This is a genomic window from Leifsonia sp. ZF2019, assembly GCF_019924635.1.
GTDB lineage: Bacteria > Actinomycetota > Actinomycetes > Actinomycetales > Microbacteriaceae > Leifsonia.
Map to the genome: position 1 here is coordinate 2828035 of NZ_CP065037.1, position 12280 is coordinate 2840314.

Genomic DNA, 12280 nt, shown 5'->3' on the forward strand with positions numbered 1-12280 from the left:
CGGGGACAGTTCAGGTGCCGGCGGACGGGTCGTGGTCTGGTCGAACATCAGATGGTCTCCTTGGCTGCGTACTGGTCCCGAAGTGTCTGGGGCATTCCCGGGCCCCGCCATGACCCGTCACGGAGGACCAGAAACACGCCAGATACCTTCACAGTTCGGGGATCGAGGCAGGTTACGGACCCGTCCTCGCTGATGCGCTGGTGACCATCGAAGGCGGTGACGCCCTCGAACGTTTCGTGGCACTTCGCGCAATGGCCTGTGCGGTTGCCGTGCTGTGTCCACGACTTCCCGCACTTCGGGTGAGTGACTGTCGCGCTCATGCGGCGTTCTCCTGATTCGGGTTGGTGTTGAAGTGGGCTCGGAGTGCGATGCGCACATGCTCCGGGGTGAGGTTGTTCTCAAAACGGCGATCCCATGAACGGATCTCGGCCAACATGAGGTCGAGTTCGTAGTCACGGATCACGGGTGGGATGCGGTAGTACGCAAACCGGTACGCGTCGTGGTCAGCGACCATGCGCCGCCACTCAGCCGACCCAGGACGCTCAGACGGGCCGGGGTGACCGAATCGTTCCTGCTCGAGTTGTTCGGGATCGAGAGAGGCGATGAACGCCTCCCACTCCTCCGTGGCGCCAGTGATCGGGTCAACCTGTTCCATCACGCCACCCCCAGGTCGCAGGTGTCGTACCAGTGCTGCACATCAGCAGGGGATTTCCGGCATGCGGTGGCCACGTACGCGTCCACGTCCTTCACGGGATGCTGAGACCGGTCCGCGATCACCTGCGCTAACTCGACCGCTGCGGACGCGGTGAGGGGGCCGTCGACAGTTCGGGCGAGGATCGGGTACAGCTTCCGAATGTCCTTCACGCCAGCGTTTCGGGCTTTCTGGATGACGATTTCGCTGACCTCGTCAAGTCCTCTCGTTCCCGCGTTAGGGTCTGGACTTGACTGTGTTTCGTAAGTCATGTCAGTCAAGTCATCTATCTCTGACTCTTGACTCTGACTCTGGTTTTTAGTGGGTTTCGGTTCGCTACCCGACCCGGTAACCGAGTCGGTAACCGACTGGGTTTCGGTTGGGTTTTTGCGGGGACGCCCACCACGCTTCCCATTCGCCGTGTTCGTCGCCTGCCGTGCCTCCCGTGCAGCCCTCGTCTCCTGGTGCTCGTCGTAGTTCCAGATCACGTACTCGTCACCCTCGATCGACAGCGACGGCCGCTCAGGATGGTTCGCCAGCAATTCGGCCAGCGCTTTCGGTCTCCACTGCACGTTCGCCAGAGCAACAGGAACACGCCCGTCGAGGTCTTCCATGCGGGAGTACCCGTTGATCTCCACGAACACACGGAACGCGGCATCCGACAGCGGCCGGATCTTCGGGTGCATCCAGAAGTTGATCGGGAACGTCATCCAGATCCGTTGATCCTTAGGCATCAGGTCTCCATCCTTTCGTTGTGTATCCGCCGGCCGCGGTGATCAGTTCGATCGCTTCCGCCGCCTTCATCGCGTGCGCCCTGCCTTCCGTGTCAGGGAGGAAGTAGCCGCCAAGGTTGCGGTCATAGAACGGCACCTGGTCTGCGGTCATGAGAATGTGGCGTCGCAGCTTCCAGCCGTTGTGAAGGGCGAGCTCCTGCAGGTCGGATTCGAACCGCCCGTTGCAGGGAATGCATGCCGTCAACCCGTCAGCCGGGGTCAGGGCGGGTGCTTTCTTCCCCCGCCCCCCATGCCCAGACGCGGACCGGTGCTGCCACGACAACGGCCACTGAGCACCACACGACACACACCGGTACCCGTCACGCTTATAGGTCTGCTCACGAACCTGCTTCGACGGGGCGGTCATGCGGCCACCTCCTCACGGAGAAGCGTCGAGACCGCCAGAGCAGCCTGCTGAGGCACCACACCATTCCCGAGGGCCTTCAACTGCTGTGCCCGCGTCAGACCAACCTCAGGGGCGGTGAGCCACCCCTCGGGTAGGCCCATCATCCATTCGACGAAGACGGGGTTGAGGCGATGGGCACCCTTCTTGCCATCCGGTCGCGTCGGAGACGGCGCACGACGCCCCAGGACTCGTTCCCACCGTTCGACGGCTGCGGCGTACGCACCCCACCGGGAAGCAGCCTCCGTTCGAGTTCCTGCACTCCATCCGCCGTCGTTGTCAGCGGTGTCGGCAGAAGGGTTAACGCCTCCGCGACCCCCGGTAGCAGCAACTCGTTCGAGCGTTTTCCCGATCTCGTCTTGTGGCCACCAGTCACGTCCGCTACCTGCGGTGTCGGCAATAGAACCGTCTGTAGATTCGGGCCACCCGTGCCATGCACGCCCGGTCCCGTACCCGCTGAGGTGTTCGGGGGCGGAAGCAGTGCCCCGACGAGGGTCGGATTCCCGCGGGTGAAAGTCGCTGACGACCGCTCCCCGTCCGATGCCATCGGCGTGGGCAGCACCACCTCGCCCTGCGGACGATTCGAGTCTGACCATTCGCCGCCCAGCCTGTACATCGTCTCGGTGCCCGATGCTCCACGGCTGGCCCGCGGGGTGGGCAATGACGAAGACGCGGAATCGTCCGTGGGGAGCGCCGGCGTCGGCAGCTCGCACGCCACACCAGCGCGCGTCATACCCGAGGTCGGCCAGGTCTCCGAGTACAGCTCCGAGAGCCCGGAGAGCAGGTCCAGTTGCGCCGTCTCCCACACCCCACGGGTCGGATTCCACTGGGCCAGCCGCCACGGCAGAAAGGAGTCCACGGACATTCTCAATAACCACCAGACCCGGCCGTAGGTGGCCGATCGCTCGTGCGAACTCGGACCACAGCCCGGAACGCGTTCCTTCTTTCAACCCACGGCGCAGGCCGGCAAGGGAGACGTCCTGGCAGGGGAACCCACCAGTGAGAACATCGACCGGTTCCACGGCCGCCCAGTGGACCTTCGTGATGTCGCCGTAGTTCGGTACGCCCGGGTACCAGTGCTCGAGGATCTTCGACGGTGCCGGATCGAACTCGACATGCCAGGCGACTTCACCGCTTATGACGGACTGCACACCCATGTCGAGCCCGCCGTATCCAGAGAACAGGGAGCCGATCTTCACGACGTCTCACCGCCTAGCAGGGCGATGAGGTCGCGGACGGTCATGGTGACGTACTGGTCGAGCGCCTGACCTTTCCCTCGACGTTTGTGGACGACAACACCAGCAATCGCGTCAGCGTTGCCCTTCTCCAGTTGCGCCTCATCACACCACTGCGACAGTTCGAGCCGGTTGTGGTTCTTGCATTCGATGACGACACGGCCGAAGGGTGAGCGGACACCGCGGATGTCGCCTTCGTCTTTCGCCCCGCGGAGTGGTGCACGGTCAATTCGGTCGTCATCAGGGAATGCGTTTTGGAGTGCCCGGGTGATGAGCGTTTCGAACGCTGTTCCGCGCCGCTTGTTCCGGTTCATGCTGCCGCCCCTGCCGCGAGTCGGAGTTTCCGCAGTTCGCGGGCGTTGAGCCCGCCCCATGTGCCCCAGGTTTCCCCGTTGTCGAGGGCGTACTGCAAGCATTGGGCCCGTACTTCGCAGGTGGTGCAGATCTTCTTCGCGTCAGTAGACCCACCGATCTCCGGGAAGAACAGGTCGCCGCCGATCTCTGCGCATCGCGCATCGGCCATCCATTCCTCGATCATGCGACATCCCTCCACGTGGAGTAGGCGAGGACTTTCTTGATTGAACTGAGGCTCACGCCGTACCGCTGCGCCAGGAGTGTCCTAGTGCCGAATCCGATGGGCTCGGAGCGGATCGCGCGTACGTCGTCCGGGGTGAGTTTGGCGCTGCGGTGGGCGACGCCATGAGACCGGTTGCCTCGGCCCTTCTCGACGCAGTCGAAGGTGTTCGCACGTTGCGTACCTGCGAACAGGTGGCTCGGATTCACGCACGGTGGGTTGTCGCATTTGTGGCAAGCGACTACACCGGGTTCGAGCACGACGCCAGAGAGCGCCAGGGACACGCGTGACGCGGTGAGGAACACCCCTTTCCGAAGGGTGAACTGACCGTACCCGGTCACCTTTCGGTGCGCCGTCCATTCCCAGCACTCGTCGGGGTCGCCGATGTTGACCTTGGACCAGAACCGATCCTTTAGCGGCTCGGGAGCGTTGCGCAGGTCCAGGCGGCGCGCAAACTCGTGCTTACGGACAGCAGTCATGAGGTTGCCCCCTTCGCGTCCATGAACGCTCCTCGGATGACGTCTAGGGTTTCCGCGTCCGCACCGGCGTTCTTCGCGGCGACTCCGAGGGCGGCGATCGCTTCTGGGTTTCCTTCGACCTGTTCGAGCTCGGTGATCCAGTCGCGTCCGGGTCCGATGGGTTGGACGACGAATGGGGCGCGTTTGCCGCGGGTGACGGTGAGGGCGATCTTTAGGGGGCCGTCGATGTGTGAGAGGTGGCTGATTTGGATGCCGCCGACTTCTTCCTTCCCGAACCGGATGGTTGGGTTGCGGAAGAGGGTGAGTTGCCGGCCGGCGTAGGTGTCGGAGTCGGTGCCCCAGGCTGCTACGAGGACGCGTCTCATAGACTTGGACGGCTTGTACGGGCGACCGTTGCCGAACTCTTCGGTGACGACGTGTACGGGCTGCTCAGCGTTCCCCTGACGCACTTCGGTGACGGTGACGGTGACTGGTCCGGCGATGAGGTCGTCCGCGTTGAGCTGGTCCGAGCGTGGGGCGATGCTCTCGGTGAGGTTCATTCGTCTCTCCCATCAAGGATCGCGATCGCCTTTTCCAGGCGGTCGACGTTGCGACTGTTGCGGGCGCGTGCGTCATAGGCCCGGCTAGATGCTCCCTGGGCAACCCGCAGCTGGTACTCGGCATCGTCGTAGACCTCCTGCGCGCCTGACAGCGCAGCCTTCGCCGACTCAAGTTCTCTCGACAGCGCCTCCCGAGCTGAGATGTATGCGGTCATGCGATTGCTCCTTCTTGGAACAGCAGCCACATCGGTGGCTGGATCGGGTCAGGGTGGGTCGGATACCCCGGCCACATGTTGGTTTCGAGGCATGCGGCGTACGTGTTGATGCCTTTCCGCATCGCCATCCGCCCGACCTCCGCGTACTCCTCAGAGAGGGTGTGAACACCGACCAGGTAAGGGGCCGTTTTCTCGACGACCACGAACTTCATACGGGCGGCGAACTCACCGGTCGCGACCCCGTACGTGTGCAGGTAGAACTCCTGGCGGACGTCGTACCGGAGCTCGGGCTTCGCGACGGTGCGTGAGAACCCTTCCTCGGACGCATCCCCAGCACTGGTTTTGAGGTCGACGCAGATGTCAGCGAGGTAGTCGAACCGGCACCGAATCTGCACACCCGTTTCTGGGTCGGTAGCGAATACGGATGCTTCCGCCTGCCCTTCTTGCTCGAACAGGGACCGGGCCAACGGGTGGGCGAGGACGGATTCGGCGATGGCGTTGATCTCGTCGTACTCGGCTTGCTTGACGGGGATCTTCCCCGCATCCCGGGCACCCTGGATGAACGCTTTCGCTTCCTTCGTGGATGCTGCACCGTTGATCGCGAGATACCCGGCAGGGATTGCTGTGACGGGTGCACCAACACCGAGGACTTTCCCGTGGACCGCGCTGCCGACGTCGTACGCCTTCTTCGCGGGTTCGGGGTTGTCGCGGTAGTGCTTGTACTTCGCCGGCGCCTGCAACAGCTTCACCAGACCGGTGCTGCTCAGTGCAGGGTGGGCGTGATACGACGACTCGTCGAGGTTCGGGATGATGCCCTGGAAGGTGTCAGTCAACGAAGTACACCCCCATGAACGCTCCTCGTGCGGCACGACCGACGGGGTTGCCGTCTTCGTCCATCCCGACTTCGCCGAGGTCGAAGGTGTGGTTGTCGCCACATGCGCAGGGGTTCTTTCGGAAGTAGCCCACGTGCGCCTCCCCGCCCCTGGAGTGGAGAGCAGTTGCGGGGTCGGATTCGACCCAGTGCCACCGGAGTTCCGACTGTGTTTCCGGGTGAGCGAGGATGTCGAGCAGCAGGTCGTCAAGGTCGGGCAGGTTGTGCTTGTCGATGCGGACCAGAGGCCCTGAGTATTCGATGGACCAGACGTTCAGCGCAGTGCTCATTCGTGGTCCTCCTGTTCGTGGTCGTCTTCGTCCCATTCATCACGGTCCATCCAGGGTTCGGCGGGGTCATGGTCAGGGTCAGGGCAGGTATGGTCGTCCCACTCGTTGACGGGGACGGATTCGTCGCACTCGAAACAGGTGGTCAGCTCGATCACTCGGTCACCTCCCGCGGCTGGATGATGAAGATCCGCTTGCTGAGGACGTCGTGCAGGTACTCCATGTCCTTGTCGCTGATGAACCTGGCGAGGGCGACGAACGTGCTGCCCTCCTGGATGCCGAGGTACGGGTTCTTGTGACCCGGGACATGGCAGGCGCGGAGTGTGACCCCTTCGCGGAGGTCGAGTTCGAAGCCAGCCATCAGCAGAGCTCGCTCTCATCGGGTGTCCACTGGTCTCGTCGTTCGTCTCCTGCTGCTTGCAGGTCATCCCCATGCGGGTCCGCGGCGATGAACGCGGGCTTCGTAGGACACGACGGGGCAGGTGTTCTCGGGGGAAGATCACGGTGAGAGAACTCAGGACCGTAGAGAATGTCCGCCAGGTTCCGGGTCAGGTCGTTCATGGACGGCTCCCGTCGTGCATCTGGAGCAGAGCTTCGCCGCGCTCGTACTGGACGAGGAACTGTCCGGGCTTTCCGCTGGTGTTTGGCTGCACGACTTTGAACTTCCCGGCCTCCCACTTGTCCCGGGCAATCCGCTTGGTGTCAGCGAGGAGGTCCATGCGGATTGCCCCAGCGGCGGCCACGGGCTCGAGGCTCTCGGCCTTGTCGAACAGCTCGTGCAGTGGAGGGAACCCACCCTTGATGAGAGGGAGCGTGTAGGTGATGCTCGCCGCGTCGGTGGCCACGGGCTCGCTGATGGTGATGGTCACCGTTCCCCTGGGGCAGTGGATCATGGTTCCCGTGAGCCCTGCGGAGATGGGTTCGAAGCGGAAGTCGATTCGAGCCCATGGCTGGAGCAGGTCTGAGATCCGCCGGCGGCCGAAGAATGCAGCGTTCTTGGTCAGCCACTTGAGCGCCGCCTGCGGGACAATGAATGTTCCCGACGGACTTCCCTTGTAGTCGCCGCGCACCCGGTGTACCCGGTATCGGTCGGTACCCATGAGGGTGATCCGCCCCTTGTCGAGGGTGAACAGTGCACCGGTGATGACGGGGGTGATGAAGTCGTTCGAGACGGCAGGTGCTACGGCCGTGACCAGGTCGAGAAGGTCGGCGAGCGGCATGGACAGATTCGCCTTGCTCAGGGCTTTCGTCGGCGCGCTCATCGGGCACCTGCCAGAACATCGACTGCCAACGTGAGGCCCGGCGTGGTCTCGGTTTCCCGGGTGATGCCGGTTCTCCTGTCGTTCAGGTCCGCGTTCAACACGGCACGCTGAGCATCCACGAACGGGTGTGCTTTCGCGGTGGAGGGGATGCCTGCGAGGGTGGTCTCTACCCGCTCCTTCGCCGCACGGACACGATCCAGGTTGGTCTTGAGCTTGTTCATCAGTGCTTGCCCTTCGTGATGGTGTTTCCGTCGATATCGACCTCGGCGAGCACCCGCACACGCTTCGCCTTCAGCTTCGGGACGCCACTGCCATTGCCGTCGATCACGGTGAGCTCGTCGAGCTTGACCGCGCAGCGCAGGAACCGGGACGCGGACTCGAAGTAGTAGCGGGCGTGGTGCGGGCGCGGGGACAGGTGCAGACCGTTGCCGCAGGCATCGCGCGGATCCCAGTCGGGGCAGGTGACAGTCTCGCCGATCGGGTAGGCGAATCCGCGCCCGGACTTCAGGTCGTCGTTGACGGCCTTGTAGACGATCACCTCACCGTCCTGGATCTCTGTGCCGTGGTAGCCGGCCCACTGGGTGACGTCGCAGCGGTCGATCTTGGTGACGTCGATGACGACCCCGCCCTCGACGGTCACCCAGGAGGAGTGGAGGTGGACGGCGACGTAGGTCGAGGCGCTGACCGTCGCCGAGCCGTAGGCGCTGACCGTCGCCGAGCCGTAGGCGCGGACCGTCGCCGAGTCGTAGGCGCTGACCGTCGCCGAGCCGTAGGCGCGGACCGTCGCCGAGTCGTAGGCGCTGACCGTCGCCGAGTCGTAGGCGCGGACCGTCGCCGAGTCGTAGGCGCTGACCGTCGCCGAGTCGTAGGCGCGGACCGTCGCCGAGCCGGAGGCGCTGACCGTCGCCGAGTCGTAGGCGCGGACCGTCGCCGAGTCGGAGGCGCTGACCGTCGCCGAGCCGTAGGCGCGGACCGTCGCCGAGTCGTAGGCGCTGACCGTCGCCGAGTCGTAGGCGCTGACCGTCGCCGAGTCGTAGGCGCGGACCGTCGCCGAGTCGTAGGCGCGGACCGTCGCCGAGTCGTAGGCGCTGACCGTCGCCGAGCCGTAGGCGCGGACCGTCGCCGAGCCGGAGGCGCGGACCGTCGCCGAGCCGTAGGCGCTCACGTCCTTGCCGTCCGTGCTCGTGACCATCAGCCACACGCCGCTCGGCGAGTCGATGATGATGTCCTGATACCCGGTCTTCGCGAGTGCTTTGTCGAGTTCCTGCTGCGTTTTGACAGTTATGCTCATTGGTCTTGTTCTCCTTCGATGAAGTTGTTCAGTTCGGTTGCTGTGATCCCCAGAAGGGCGCCACCACCAGCGATCAGGGAGCCGACCATCACGAGAGTCGGCAGGACGGCCAGAACGGCCAGGACGACGACGGCACAACCGCCGACGATGACGAGGATGAGGAACGCGTTCGCCCGGTTCATGAGCGGCCACCGAACGCGTAGATGATCCACATGGACACGGCGATAGCGGCCAGAACGAGGCCGGTGAGAGCGACGACTTTCGGCATCCAGTCAGGGCCGAACTTCTTGTACCCGTTCCTCACCATGGCGAGATCACCCAAATGAGCCCAACCCAGACAGCCGCACCAACCAGGCCGAGGGCGATAGACGCGAGCACGATTGCGCCAACCAGGGCACCCACAACCGCACCATTCACACGACCAGGGGCGTAGTCTCTCCGCACATCCGAGGAGGACGCCTCCCCGAGGATCGAACGGGCCAAGAGGAGGCCATGCTCATGACCCGGCTTCGAGGGGAACTCCTCCTCGGACCAGCCGGCGGTTTCAGCGATGTGCAGCAACTCCTTGAGAAGTGCGAGCTGCGCGTCGATGGTGCGATGCAAAGTCACGATCAGGTCGGCGTCAGGGATGAAGAAATCGATCGCGATTGACTCGCCTTCACCGCTCACGAGACCGGTCAGCCCGTAGTCTTCGCGGCGCTCCCACGGTCCTTGGCAGGCAGCGTCACGAAGCCCTTCGAGCTTCTCGATTGCTGCGGTGATCGTCTCCTGCGCGTTCAACACGTCACCTCCATGACTTCGGGTTCCTCCACCGGTTCAGGGGCCACAGGAACAACCGACGACCGCGCAACAGGCGGATGAATCGGAAGCGCGTGCCGGCTCATCGGTTGCCCGCCTCTGCTCGTCGGATCGCATCACGAGCTATCGCAATCGCGTCACCGTTGATAGGCATCGGAAGTTCGGCAGGCCGGGCCCGAGAGGAGTCCCGGCCTGCCGTGTCCTCTAGGGTTCGATCAGAAGAGCCAGCGGTCGCACCCGCAGACTCACGAACCCGAGAGGAACCCTTATGAGCAACGCCGTAGACGCAATCCAGGCCATAAAGGACGACACCGCTGCCAAGCTCACTGCCCTGGTCAATGAGGCAGACGGTCTTAGCGCTGAGGAAGTCGGAAGCCAGTACGGACTTATCCAGGGACACGGAGTCTGGGAAGCGCTTTTCGAACTCGCGCGACGCGTTGACCATGCCCCGGATGTAGCCGTTGACCTCGTTGGCAAGGAGATCGCGAAGAGGCTGGCTGGCGGGATCTGACGACGCGTGAGCGGTCGGGTCCATCTGGCCGCTCACGACGCCACCGCCTCATCCGAAACGAGAAAATTTCGCAGCCCCTCCGGTACCGACTCGATAAGCGCGGCCTCGTGAGCCGCCGTGAAGTCCGTCAGTGCTCGCTGATACTCATCCCAGTGAGCCGCGAGAACCTTTTCGGACGCTTCCTTCTCCGCGTGGTAGACGAGTGACTGCGGATTCGCCTTCCCCGTGGCATCGCCGATGTACTGCCGAAGCACCTCTCCCACGTGGCGGCCACAAAGTACTCGCGTTCGAACCTGGAGCCTCGACCTTCGAGAGCCGTAACCCGGCTCATCCCAGATAGTTCGAAAGACTGCGCTCGGTGCTCCACAGGGGTGCTTCTGCTGGCTTGAAGCGTTGCTACAGGTGAGGCCATCACCGGGGGTCCAGTCACGAATCGCCAGTTCGTACTCGCTTCCACGACCCATGACGCGCTGGTTTTCGATAGGGATCCAAGCGGCCATCACGACGTAACCGCCTCAGAGAGCGCTGCCTGCGCGTGTTCGACTGCCGCCAGTGCCGCTTGGATCTTCTGCCACCTATCCGGGTCAACACGGGGATCGATGTATGCGGGCTGAACTTCGAGTGCCTGCGCGAAGGCGACCAGTTCAGACACTGTGATGTCGTTCCGGCGGCCTGTCTCGAGGTTGGTAATGGTCGAACGCGTAATGCCGGAACGCTTGGCCAGGTCTTCGCCGCTCATCTTCTTTTCGCGGCGGATGGTTTGAAGTCGCTCGCCGAAGAGCCAGGACTTGGCGCTCATGCGGTCACCGCCTTCAACGCGCGGTCGATGTTGCGGTTCGCGCGAAGGCCGGCGCCTTCGAGGAACCGGATCAGATCAACCTCAGGCGTTCCGGGGCGAACCTTCGTTTGGTAGTGACGTTCCCCGGTTTCGCGGTCAACCGTCGGGTCCAGGTAGAAGTACGGTTTACCGATCCACGTCGGGTGCCGGTGCTCTTTGCCGTTCTTCAGACGGCCATGAGCGTCACGACCGCGTGTACCACGCTGGTCAATGAGCAGACGCTTCCGGTAGAGCAGGTCGTTGAAGTCCCGCTCGGATGTTTCGGAGAAGTACTGCTTGTGGAACTCCCGCACGGAGAGCCCCTCGGATCCCTCAATGATGTCGATCGTCGCCTCAGCCTGCACCGCGCGGACAGTCAGCGACTCGTTTTCGTCCAGCAGGATCCCGATGGACTCGTGCTGCTCCCGGATGATCTCCATCGGAGACTTCTGCACCGTCGTGTACGTGCCCGTCTTGCGAATCGACGGGAGCACGTCATGGGTGATCCAGCGACGGAACCTTGCCGCCTCGGGCTTGTCCGAGCGGATGACGAGCTCGTAGAGAGCGGACTCGTTGATGATGGTGACCGACTGCCGCCGACCGAGAGCATCGATGATGTCTGTCTGACAGACACCATCCTGATCAAGCCGCCCGGTGGCCTGTCGACCGTTCGAGATTCTCAACGCGTTCGTCACATCGGCTGCGACCCACCACGGCTCACCGTCGATGATCACGGTTCGGACGCTGACGTCCTCGAAATCGAAAGGTACGATGTCGTTGGAACTCATTTGGTTTTGATTCCTTTCTGATTCGCCTCGGTTGCCCCCGAGGCGTTTCTTTTTGCGCGCTTTCACGCGCCTGGAAGGAGGAGCTTGGCTTCGATCTGTGCACGTGCTTCCCGGACGGCGTCTGGCCCGTACTCCTGCTCAAGCTCGGCGAGCTCTGCCAGCTCTCGTCGGAGCTCGCTAGTCACCTCGAGGTCGTGTCCCTTCAAGCGCTCTCGCATCGGGTCGAACTTGATTCCGTCCCCGCGGACGTAGCCGGAGAGGGAGCCGTTCACCGTGGACGGCTGCTCCGGTTCATCTCGATTCGCACGCCTTGCGACTAGTTCGTGCCGGCGCTTCGCACGAACTTCTTCTTCGATGCGGGCGCGCTCCCGAGCCGATGCCTGCCGTTCCTTGATCGCCTGAGCGTCTCGCTTCTTCGCGCGATCGACGGTCATCTCCCCCGCTGCCTCGCGGATCTGGCGGATCAGACTTGCCGAGGCGTGCGGTGGAAGTGTCACCGAAACCTTGAGAGGCCGGTCTTCGTTCCAGCGCAGCCCTGCCCACCGCTCTTGATGAGTTCGCGAAATCCCCAGCAGGCGAAATCCGTACTCGTCCATCACCTTCCGCAGTTCCTTGTACGGCTTCTGCGAGATACCCATGTCCTTCTCCCTTCCTTTGTGCTGCCAGTGGCTGTGGCGTCACGGGAGTCGAACCCGAGCGAAGACCGTCACGCCGCGCAGATCACCGGGACATACCGGGCCTGCAAT

The 12280-nt window shown here is 63.4% G+C and carries 24 protein-coding genes and 1 pseudogene; 2 read left to right on the top strand and 23 right to left on the bottom strand.

Annotation, left to right across the window (positions count from 1 at the left end; all coding sequences use genetic code 11):
- Positions 1-47 precede the first annotated feature (47 nt).
- The 17 genes from IT072_RS21410 to IT072_RS21420 form a co-directional block, all read right to left on the bottom strand.
- Positions 48-320, bottom strand: a complete 273-nt coding sequence (locus IT072_RS21410) for an FDXHR family putative zinc-binding protein (RefSeq protein ID WP_442786764.1) — start codon at positions 318-320, stop codon at positions 48-50.
- The gene (locus IT072_RS13905) at positions 317-655 is read right to left on the bottom strand and encodes a hypothetical protein (RefSeq protein ID WP_223357453.1); all 339 of its coding nucleotides are present in this window, start codon (positions 653-655) and stop codon (positions 317-319) included. The genes IT072_RS21410 and IT072_RS13905 overlap by 4 nt, the downstream gene beginning before the upstream one ends.
- The gene (locus IT072_RS13910; protein ID WP_223357454.1) at positions 655-1425 is read right to left on the bottom strand and encodes a hypothetical protein; all 771 of its coding nucleotides are present in this window, start codon (positions 1423-1425) and stop codon (positions 655-657) included. The genes IT072_RS13905 and IT072_RS13910 overlap by 1 nt, the downstream gene beginning before the upstream one ends.
- Complete coding sequence (locus IT072_RS13915; RefSeq protein ID WP_223357455.1) at positions 1418-1831, bottom strand: hypothetical protein; 414 nt, start codon at positions 1829-1831, stop codon at positions 1418-1420. The genes IT072_RS13910 and IT072_RS13915 overlap by 8 nt, the downstream gene beginning before the upstream one ends.
- A complete protein-coding gene (locus IT072_RS21415) occupies positions 1828-3066 on the bottom strand; it encodes a DNA cytosine methyltransferase (protein ID WP_223357456.1) in 1239 nt (412 codons plus the stop codon). The genes IT072_RS13915 and IT072_RS21415 overlap by 4 nt, the downstream gene beginning before the upstream one ends.
- Positions 3063-3416 carry a hypothetical protein gene (locus IT072_RS13925; protein WP_223357457.1) on the bottom strand — a complete coding sequence of 118 codons (354 nt, stop codon included), beginning with the start codon at positions 3414-3416 and terminating at the stop codon, positions 3063-3065. The genes IT072_RS21415 and IT072_RS13925 overlap by 4 nt, the downstream gene beginning before the upstream one ends.
- Complete coding sequence (locus IT072_RS13930) at positions 3413-3640, bottom strand: WhiB family transcriptional regulator (protein WP_223357458.1); 228 nt, start codon at positions 3638-3640, stop codon at positions 3413-3415. Before IT072_RS13930 ends, IT072_RS13925 begins: the two co-directional genes overlap by 4 nt.
- The gene (locus tag IT072_RS13935; protein ID WP_223357459.1) at positions 3637-4155 is read right to left on the bottom strand and encodes an HNH endonuclease; all 519 of its coding nucleotides are present in this window, start codon (positions 4153-4155) and stop codon (positions 3637-3639) included. The genes IT072_RS13930 and IT072_RS13935 overlap by 4 nt, the downstream gene beginning before the upstream one ends.
- Positions 4152-4694: a hypothetical protein gene (locus IT072_RS13940; RefSeq protein WP_223357460.1), complete on the bottom strand. Its 543-nt coding sequence runs from the start codon at positions 4692-4694 to the stop codon at positions 4152-4154. Before IT072_RS13940 ends, IT072_RS13935 begins: the two co-directional genes overlap by 4 nt.
- Positions 4691-4909: a hypothetical protein gene (locus IT072_RS13945; RefSeq protein ID WP_223357461.1), complete on the bottom strand. Its 219-nt coding sequence runs from the start codon at positions 4907-4909 to the stop codon at positions 4691-4693. Before IT072_RS13945 ends, IT072_RS13940 begins: the two co-directional genes overlap by 4 nt.
- A complete protein-coding gene (locus IT072_RS13950; RefSeq protein WP_223357462.1) occupies positions 4906-5742 on the bottom strand; it encodes a PD-(D/E)XK nuclease-like domain-containing protein in 837 nt (278 codons plus the stop codon). Before IT072_RS13950 ends, IT072_RS13945 begins: the two co-directional genes overlap by 4 nt.
- On the bottom strand, positions 5735-6070 hold the full coding sequence (locus tag IT072_RS13955; protein ID WP_223357463.1) for a hypothetical protein: 336 nt from the start codon (positions 6068-6070) through the stop codon (positions 5735-5737). Before IT072_RS13955 ends, IT072_RS13950 begins: the two co-directional genes overlap by 8 nt.
- Positions 6067-6225 carry a hypothetical protein gene (locus IT072_RS13960; RefSeq protein ID WP_223357464.1) on the bottom strand — a complete coding sequence of 53 codons (159 nt, stop codon included), beginning with the start codon at positions 6223-6225 and terminating at the stop codon, positions 6067-6069. The genes IT072_RS13955 and IT072_RS13960 overlap by 4 nt, the downstream gene beginning before the upstream one ends.
- Complete coding sequence (locus tag IT072_RS13965) at positions 6222-6428, bottom strand: hypothetical protein (protein ID WP_223357465.1); 207 nt, start codon at positions 6426-6428, stop codon at positions 6222-6224. Before IT072_RS13965 ends, IT072_RS13960 begins: the two co-directional genes overlap by 4 nt.
- Positions 6429-6624: 196 nt before the next feature.
- The gene (locus IT072_RS13970) at positions 6625-7329 is read right to left on the bottom strand and encodes a hypothetical protein (protein ID WP_223357466.1); all 705 of its coding nucleotides are present in this window, start codon (positions 7327-7329) and stop codon (positions 6625-6627) included.
- A complete protein-coding gene (locus IT072_RS13975) occupies positions 7326-7550 on the bottom strand; it encodes a hypothetical protein (protein WP_223357467.1) in 225 nt (74 codons plus the stop codon). The genes IT072_RS13970 and IT072_RS13975 overlap by 4 nt, the downstream gene beginning before the upstream one ends.
- Entirely contained in the window at positions 7550-7969 is a 420-nt protein-coding gene (locus tag IT072_RS21420; RefSeq protein ID WP_442786809.1) for a DUF7666 domain-containing protein, read from the bottom strand. Before IT072_RS21420 ends, IT072_RS13975 begins: the two co-directional genes overlap by 1 nt.
- 15 nt (positions 7970-7984) lie before the next feature.
- Here IT072_RS21420 and IT072_RS21425 point away from each other — a divergent pair.
- Positions 7985-8428 (top strand): annotated as a pseudogene (locus IT072_RS21425) (bacteriophage T4 gp5 trimerisation domain-containing protein); the annotation flags it as partial.
- A gap of 188 nt (positions 8429-8616) precedes the next feature.
- Here IT072_RS21425 and IT072_RS13985 read toward each other — a convergent pair.
- Both IT072_RS13985 and IT072_RS13990 read right to left on the bottom strand, forming a co-directional pair.
- Positions 8617-8802 (bottom strand): hypothetical protein, encoded by a 186-nt coding sequence (locus IT072_RS13985; protein WP_223357469.1) that lies wholly within the window; start codon positions 8800-8802, stop codon positions 8617-8619.
- Between the two features lie 118 nt (positions 8803-8920).
- Complete coding sequence (locus IT072_RS13990) at positions 8921-9403, bottom strand: hypothetical protein (RefSeq protein WP_223357470.1); 483 nt, start codon at positions 9401-9403, stop codon at positions 8921-8923.
- 283 nt (positions 9404-9686) lie between these two features.
- On the opposite strand from IT072_RS13990, the gene IT072_RS13995 reads away from it, so the two are divergent.
- Entirely contained in the window at positions 9687-9929 is a 243-nt protein-coding gene (locus IT072_RS13995; RefSeq protein WP_223357471.1) for a hypothetical protein, read from the top strand.
- A 32-nt stretch (positions 9930-9961) separates the two neighbouring features.
- On the opposite strand, the gene IT072_RS14000 is transcribed toward IT072_RS13995, so the two are convergent.
- The 4 genes from IT072_RS14000 to IT072_RS14015 form a co-directional block, all read right to left on the bottom strand.
- Positions 9962-10192: a hypothetical protein gene (locus IT072_RS14000; RefSeq protein ID WP_223357472.1), complete on the bottom strand. Its 231-nt coding sequence runs from the start codon at positions 10190-10192 to the stop codon at positions 9962-9964.
- A gap of 236 nt (positions 10193-10428) precedes the next feature.
- Positions 10429-10728, bottom strand: coding sequence for a helix-turn-helix domain-containing protein (locus IT072_RS14005; RefSeq protein ID WP_223357473.1), 300 nt, complete (start codon positions 10726-10728; stop codon positions 10429-10431).
- On the bottom strand, positions 10725-11534 hold the full coding sequence (locus IT072_RS14010; protein WP_223357474.1) for a BRO-N domain-containing protein: 810 nt from the start codon (positions 11532-11534) through the stop codon (positions 10725-10727). The genes IT072_RS14005 and IT072_RS14010 overlap by 4 nt, the downstream gene beginning before the upstream one ends.
- Before the next feature lie 62 nt (positions 11535-11596).
- The gene (locus IT072_RS14015; RefSeq protein WP_223357475.1) at positions 11597-12172 is read right to left on the bottom strand and encodes a hypothetical protein; all 576 of its coding nucleotides are present in this window, start codon (positions 12170-12172) and stop codon (positions 11597-11599) included.
- Positions 12173-12280: the final 108 nt, after the last annotated feature.

Coding starts and splice junctions, on each gene's coding strand:
- IT072_RS13930 (WP_223357458.1), bottom strand. CDS start 3,640: ATGATCGAGGAATGGATGGCCGATGCGCGATGCGCAGAGATCGGCGGC.
- IT072_RS13915 (WP_223357455.1), bottom strand. CDS start 1,831: ATGACCGCCCCGTCGAAGCAGGTTCGTGAGCAGACCTATAAGCGTGAC.
- IT072_RS13975 (WP_223357467.1), bottom strand. CDS start 7,550: ATGAACAAGCTCAAGACCAACCTGGATCGTGTCCGTGCGGCGAAGGAG.
- IT072_RS13910 (WP_223357454.1), bottom strand. CDS start 1,425: ATGCCTAAGGATCAACGGATCTGGATGACGTTCCCGATCAACTTCTGG.
- IT072_RS14010 (WP_223357474.1), bottom strand. CDS start 11,534: ATGAGTTCCAACGACATCGTACCTTTCGATTTCGAGGACGTCAGCGTC.
- IT072_RS13945 (WP_223357461.1), bottom strand. CDS start 4,909: ATGACCGCATACATCTCAGCTCGGGAGGCGCTGTCGAGAGAACTTGAG.
- IT072_RS13935 (WP_223357459.1), bottom strand. CDS start 4,155: ATGACTGCTGTCCGTAAGCACGAGTTTGCGCGCCGCCTGGACCTGCGC.
- IT072_RS13955 (WP_223357463.1), bottom strand. CDS start 6,070: ATGAGCACTGCGCTGAACGTCTGGTCCATCGAATACTCAGGGCCTCTG.
- IT072_RS13970 (WP_223357466.1), bottom strand. CDS start 7,329: ATGAGCGCGCCGACGAAAGCCCTGAGCAAGGCGAATCTGTCCATGCCG.
- IT072_RS13925 (WP_223357457.1), bottom strand. CDS start 3,416: ATGAACCGGAACAAGCGGCGCGGAACAGCGTTCGAAACGCTCATCACC.
- IT072_RS21410 (WP_442786764.1), bottom strand. CDS start 320: ATGAGCGCGACAGTCACTCACCCGAAGTGCGGGAAGTCGTGGACACAG.
- IT072_RS13905 (WP_223357453.1), bottom strand. CDS start 655: ATGGAACAGGTTGACCCGATCACTGGCGCCACGGAGGAGTGGGAGGCG.
- IT072_RS14015 (WP_223357475.1), bottom strand. CDS start 12,172: ATGGGTATCTCGCAGAAGCCGTACAAGGAACTGCGGAAGGTGATGGAC.
- IT072_RS14005 (WP_223357473.1), bottom strand. CDS start 10,728: ATGAGCGCCAAGTCCTGGCTCTTCGGCGAGCGACTTCAAACCATCCGC.
- IT072_RS13995 (WP_223357471.1), top strand. CDS start 9,687: ATGAGCAACGCCGTAGACGCAATCCAGGCCATAAAGGACGACACCGCT.
- IT072_RS13940 (WP_223357460.1), bottom strand. CDS start 4,694: ATGAACCTCACCGAGAGCATCGCCCCACGCTCGGACCAGCTCAACGCG.
- IT072_RS13965 (WP_223357465.1), bottom strand. CDS start 6,428: ATGGCTGGCTTCGAACTCGACCTCCGCGAAGGGGTCACACTCCGCGCC.
- IT072_RS13985 (WP_223357469.1), bottom strand. CDS start 8,802: ATGAACCGGGCGAACGCGTTCCTCATCCTCGTCATCGTCGGCGGTTGT.